A 5,998-nucleotide genomic window follows, 5' to 3' on the forward strand; every position below is an offset into this window, starting at 1 on the left:
CATCCAGGCCAATGCAGCCACCCATTACTGGAACCCCGACCGCATGGTCTCCAGCACCGCCGCACCCGCCTTCGATCTCTACCGCGGGCTGGTCGGCGAGCTTGCCGGCAGGCTGGCGCGGTTCCAGCCCGGCAGGGTGGCGCTCGAGCCGGTCAACGAGCCGGCGCAGGCCTGCGCGTCGAACGTCTGGTCGCAGATCCAGCTTTCACTTCTGACGGCGGCGAGAGCATCGGCCGCGACCCTGCCGCTGGTCGTCACCGGCGGCTGCGGCTCGATGGTGAGCGGACTGACCGCGCTCGATCCAGCACCGCTGTCGCCGTTCGAGCCGATCCTGTTCACCTTCCACTTCTATGAGCCCTATCTGTTCAGCCATCAGGGGGCACCCTGGATGCGCGAGCCCGTCTACCGGTCGCTCAACAATGTGCCGTGGCCGGCATCCGCCGGCTCGCTGGAACAGACGCTGGCATCGGTCGGGGCGCGCATGGCGCAGGACACCGAAATCCCTGAAGACGCCAAACAGGCAGCCTATGCCGAGACCGAGCGTGTGCTGAAAGTCTATTTCGATGCCCGGCCCGACCGCTGGTTTGTCGACAAATATCTTCGCCAGGTTCGCGACTGGGCCGACGGCCACGGCCTTGCGCCGGAACGCATCATCATGGGCGAGTTCGGCGCACTGCGCACCGACGCCCGCTATGTCGCCGCACCCAATCCGGATCGCGCGCGCTACATCGCCGATGTCAGGCGGAGCGCCGAGGAACTCGGGTTCGCCTGGGCACTGTGGGATCTCTTCGATGGCATGGGCATGATGGACGACACCACCCGGGCACTGGACCCCGATATCATCGCGGCGCTTGGCCTGACCATGCCGGCGGACTGACGGGCCTGAACGCTGCCCGCGTCGGCCGGTAAAGCACCAGCGCCAGCACCACGAACTTGGTCAGCAGCGTCGTCTTCGACGCGACGCTTTCCGAGGTGTTGATCAGAATGACCCAGCCCAGCATCGGCAGCCAGATGCCGGGATGGCAGCGGCGCGCCACCTCGAACAGGAACAGCACGAAGCCGAACGTCAGCAAAAGGGTGAAGAAGGCGCCCTGATAGAGGACGGTGCGGATAATCGGGTTCTCGATGCCCTGTTCGAGACCGTTGATACGGCGCAGGCTGTCGATCAGGTCGACATCCGGCCCCACGATCAGATCGCGTAATTCCAGGTGCTTGAAGAGCTCGAACATCTCGACGCGGGCATTGGCGCTGCCGCTGTCCGACACGAAGCGCTCCAGCAGCGCATCGAAAAAGCCATAATATGCCGCCACGATGATGACGACCGGCAGCAGCGCGGCAAGCATGAAGCCGAGTGCCGCACCCAAGAGATTGACGCGTCCCCGGCGCAATTTGCTGATGCCCTTGGAAAGCAGATAGCAACCGCCCAGCACAATCGTCATCACCATCGCCGAACGGCCGCCGAACGCGACAAGTGCCGCGCATTGCAGGCCGATCAATCCTATCCGCACAGGCGTCGACAGGGATCTGGCACCGGAGAGCAGCGCAAGCACGTAGATCGACGTCACCATGGCATTGGCGAGCGGATGTCCCTGCAGCGCGCTCGAGCGCAGATCGGTGGTAAACGCCACGCCGTCGAGGCGATAGGGGAAGATAAGCGTCTTGGTGGCGAACTCGAAAAGGGCAAGCAGCGCATTCGCCGTCATGACAACGTGAACGACGGTCTGCAGCCCGGCGAATGTCCGTTCGTCGTCCTCGCTGAGCATCAGCACCAGAAGTGCCGCGGCCACGAACGTATCGATCATGCCAGCCATGCCGGGCCGCTGCCTGGCGATGACGACGAACAAAAGCACGATCGATATGGCGGCCATCAGCGCGCTGGCCGGCCGCCTGTCGGCGAGATGGACGATATAGCCGACCGGATTGCCTGACGCACATGAGCGCCAGGCAAACAAGAGGACGATGAGATAGGTGGACGGGTGGATCTTGGTCGCCGGGTTGCCGAACAGGCCATCATAATTGTAGCCGACCAGCCACAGCATGCCGCCCGAGATGCCGAACAGCACCGCTACCGCCGCGATCAGTCCGAAGCGCGTCAGCGCATCGAGCGACGTGCCGGCGCGGGGTGCGGCAGCACCATGGTTCGAAGCGCTTGCGCTCCAACTGGCAGCCATATCAGGCGGCCTCGTCGACCAGCAAGGCGGCCGTCGGCAACCGCCCCATGACGGAAACCGCCTGCGCGGTCGTCGTGACGTCCCGCATCGGGGTGGCGTTCAGCGTGGCGACGAGTACGATCTCGTCGGCCATGGCGACCAGCGGCGAGGCATTGAGATTATCGGCCAGCGCGCCGCCGTCGATGACGACGAGTTCGAAGCTCCGGCTGGCCCGGGCCAGCATCTGCTGCGCAAAATAGATGCCATGCGCTTCCTGGAAGACCGCCTTTGAGCGGCCCCTGCCCAGCACGGCAACGTTGCTGCCGGCGGCGTAATGGCTGACGGCCTCAAAGGCGTACTCGCCGCGCAGCACATCGAGGATCCCCGGCTGCGGATCCTTCTGGTCGCCGCCGCCGGTATTGGCATCGATGAACAGCACCCGGCTGCCCCTGGACGCCGCGGCATTGGCCAGCAGCCGCGCCACCCGGCTGCGCTGCGCGCCCTCGCCCGGCGACGATGTCACCAGGATGGAAGGCACCAGCGGCCAGTCCGCCGGACGCTGGCCCGAACTGAACATGCGCCTCAGCGCAAGGCCGACAACGGCGTCGGTCTTCTGGCTGGAGGCGGCGGCCGAACTTGCGCCGAAAGGCCACCAGCGCCACCCAGTGCCTGATTTTGCCGGCACCACGCCCAGCACCGGCGCGTCGATGGCCGACTGCATCTGCGCGCTGGAAAGCACCGTCGGCGAAGAATATTCGGCGATCAGCGCCAGACCGGTGCCGAGCCCGAGGCCGCCGAATATCGCGCCCAGCAACAGCAGCGGCAAAGGCGGCCAGCTTTTTTTCAAGGCGGGCATGGCATTGGAGATGATGCGCGCATTGGTGCTGTCGACATTGATCTGCTCGCGCGTCTCCTGGGCTCGCTGGAGATAGTTCGAGTAGACGGAGCGCAGCGCCTCGAGATCGCGCTGCAATTCGCGCAGCCGCACCGAGGCCTGGTCGGTGTCGAGCGACTTGCTCTTCATGCCGGCGACCTTGGCTTCCAGCGCCTGCTGGTTGGCCAGCGCCCGTTCGTAGTCCGTCTCGGTGGCGGTGGCGATGCGGCCGAGCTCGCGCGCGATCAGCTGGCGCGTGTCGCGCAGCTGCTGCTGGGCTGCGATCAGCGAAGGATGACGCGGCCCCAGCTCCGTGCCGAGCTGCGAGACCTGGTCGACCAGCGTCGCCTCTTGCGCCCGCAGGCTCGAGATCACCGCCGAACGCATCGCCTCCGAGGTTGCGTCCGCCGTGCCGCTCTGCCGGCGCATCTGGTCGACCTGCGCCTTCAGCGCCGCGGTGCGGCTCTGCGCCGCCGCAAGCTGCGTGTTGATCTCGGTCAGTTCCTGGTCGCTGACCAGGTTCCCTGCCGCCATCACCATGTTGTTGGCGGACTTATAGGCCTCGACGGCATTCTCGGCCTGCTGGACGCGTTTGCGCTGCTCGTCCAGCCGGGCGGTGATCGACTCGGAGGCGTCCCTGGCCATTTTCGCGCGCGCGCTCGCCTGATCGACCAGGTAGGCCTGCGCGATGGCGTTGGCCAGGAGGGCGGCCTTGTCGGCGCTCTTGGCGGTGACGATGACGTCGAGGACCAGGACCTTGTCGGCCCGCTTGACCGCCAGGCGCCGGCGCAGCGCGTCGAGTGTCTGCACCGACCTGTCGCCTTCGGCCGATGCCGAACCGAGCAGGCGCGACAGCAAGCCCTGCCCGTTGAATTCCGGATCCTGCGTCAGGTTTGTCGCCGCGATCGCCCGCATCAGCACGCCTGTCGACTGGACCACGCTGACCTGGCTCTCGACCTGCGTGATGCCGCCATCGGGTGAGATACGGCTGGGATTGACGTCGTTGGTGACCACCTGCAGGTCCTGCGGATCGATGAGGATTTCCGCCGCCGAGCTGTAGAGCGCGGGCGTGAAAAGACCGTAGAGAAGGGCGACCAGCGTCAGCAGTGCGACAGTGCCGAAGATCCAGAACCGGCGGCGCACCAGGATGCGCTTCAGGTCGCCCAGTTCGACAGTCGAAGCTGCGTATGATCCCGCGCGTGCCGCATCCGGAGAGTGTTGCTGAGGAACCATGGGCAGGGATGATTGCATGGCTGCCTCCGACAATACTCCATATGCCGGCAAGGTCAGTTGCGGCGCTAACCTAGCTATTCCTCCAACTGTTAAAACATTGTTAATTATGTTGAGAGGTGACGTGAATTTTGGCACGCGGTTTGCTTAAAAATATACATATCGGGGTGTTGGTTACGCGGCGAGCGGAGAAGGATGCAGATGGGGTTACAATTTGACCGGACCGGCCTGGCCGGCAAGGCCGGGCACCGCGTTTTCGGGCCTCCACCATGCAGATAAGTCTACGCCTGGACGGCGACTGCGTCCGCGCCTTTCATCTCACGCTGCTGGAGCGCCTTGCCGCGCTCGGCGACGAACTGTCCGTCGATGTCAGGCCGGCGGGCAGCGGCATTCCGCGCAGCGCCGCAGCCCTGTTTCAACTCGAAACGGCGATCCACGGACTGCCCCATGATGGACTGGCCCATGATGGACTGGCCAAGCGTGTGCCGCTTTCGGCGCTCGCGCCCTATCGGCAGTCCCCCGCTTCGCCCGACCTGGTCATCGACCTCTGCGGCGATGTCAGGCTGGAAAGCACACGCGTCTGGCACGTCACCTATGACGGCGCCAGCGGCGAAGCGGCCTTGCTGGCCTCGATCCTCGCCGGCCGCACGCCACTTGCCCGCATCGAGGAGAACGGCGTTGCGATCGCGGCCGGGCGTCTGGGCACAGAATATGGCGGCATCGCGCTGGCGTCCTTCCAGGATATGCTGGCGCGCACGGCAAGCCTGATCGTCGCTGCCATGTCAGGCGCGGCAAAGTCGGTGCCCGATCTGCCAGAGCCGGCGCAGGCAGGCAGCCCGCCGCCAATGCCCTCGGCCGGCAAGCTTGGGGTCAGAGCCGGCAAGGCGCTGGCGCGGCGGATCGTCCAGAAGATCTATCACCTTTGCTACAACGCGCCGCATTGGAAGGTCGGCTGGCGGCAAACCGGGGGCTCCGATCTGTTCGACCTGCGTGCCCATCCGGCGTCGGGTTGGCAAGAGCTGCCGGACGATGGCAGCCGCTTCTACGCCGATCCGTTTCCCATCCTCTACCAGGGCCAGCTGACCCTGTTCGTCGAGGACTATATCCACCGGCTCGGCAAAGCCATCATCTCCGCCGTGCCCTTCGGCCCGGCAGGCCCGCTCGGACGACCTGAACCGGTGCTGGATCTGCCCTACCATCTCTCCTACCCCTTCGTCTTCGAGCGCGACGGCGAGGTCTGGATGGTGCCGGAAAGCTGCGCCAACGGCACCGTCGATCTCTACCGGGCCACCGCCTTCCCCGGTGGATGGGTCAAGGAGGCGACGCTTCTGTCCGGTGTCGTGGCCAGCGACGCCACGCTTGTCGAGCATGGCGGCGCCTGGTGGCTGTTCGCCACCGTCCGCGACGGCGGCGGCGCCTTCTCCGACGCGCTGCACCTATGGTCGGCGCCGAATTTTCGCGGCCCCTGGACGCCGCATCCCAAAAATCCCGTGCTGATCGACATTGCCTCGGCGCGGCCGGCCGGCCGCATCGTCAGGCGCGGCAACGACCTGCTGCGCCCGGTGCAGGACTGCCGCAGGAGCTATGGCGCGGCGCTTGGCATCGCACGCATTTCTCACCTTGATTTGATCGGCATGGAGCAGGTCGTTGAAACCATCTTAAATCCAGGTGCGCTATGGAGCGGGCGTAAACTTCACACGCTCAACGAGGCTGGCGGCTTTGAGTTCATCGATGGCTCGGCGAT

4 protein-coding genes are annotated in these 5,998 nt (G+C 65.5%); 2 read left to right on the plus strand and 2 right to left on the minus strand.

Annotation, left to right across the window (positions count from 1 at the left end; genetic code table 11):
* Positions 1 to 877, plus strand: an 877-nt coding sequence (locus EOC06_RS26190) for a cellulase family glycosylhydrolase (protein ID WP_128309140.1), incomplete at its 5' end; no start/stop codon positions are given.
* On the opposite strand, the gene EOC06_RS26195 is transcribed toward EOC06_RS26190, so the two are convergent.
* Positions 840 to 2,171, minus strand: coding sequence for a VpsF family polysaccharide biosynthesis protein (locus EOC06_RS26195; protein WP_127272565.1), 1,332 nt, complete (start codon positions 2,169 to 2,171; stop codon positions 840 to 842). The two genes, EOC06_RS26190 and EOC06_RS26195, sit on opposite strands and share 38 nt — an antisense overlap.
* A 1-nt stretch (position 2,172) precedes the next feature.
* Positions 2,173 to 4,275: an exopolysaccharide transport family protein gene (locus EOC06_RS26200; protein WP_128309141.1), complete on the minus strand. Its 2,103-nt coding sequence runs from the start codon at positions 4,273 to 4,275 to the stop codon at positions 2,173 to 2,175.
* Between the two features lie 248 nt (positions 4,276 to 4,523).
* Here EOC06_RS26200 and EOC06_RS26205 point away from each other — a divergent pair.
* Positions 4,524 to 5,998 (plus strand): formyl transferase (locus EOC06_RS26205; protein WP_128309143.1); only part of this gene is annotated, 1,475 nt, incomplete at its 3' end.

Origin of the sequence: Mesorhizobium sp. M7A.F.Ca.MR.362.00.0.0, assembly GCF_004023175.1 — a bacterium.
Lineage (GTDB): Bacteria > Pseudomonadota > Alphaproteobacteria > Rhizobiales > Rhizobiaceae > Mesorhizobium.

Bases quoted from the DNA above. Each gene is read 5' to 3' on its own strand.
- EOC06_RS26195 (WP_127272565.1), bottom strand. From the start codon at position 2,171: ATGGCTGCCAGTTGGAGCGCAAGCGCTTCGAACCATGGTGCTGCCGCA.
- EOC06_RS26200 (WP_128309141.1), bottom strand. From the start codon at position 4,275: ATGCAATCATCCCTGCCCATGGTTCCTCAGCAACACTCTCCGGATGCG.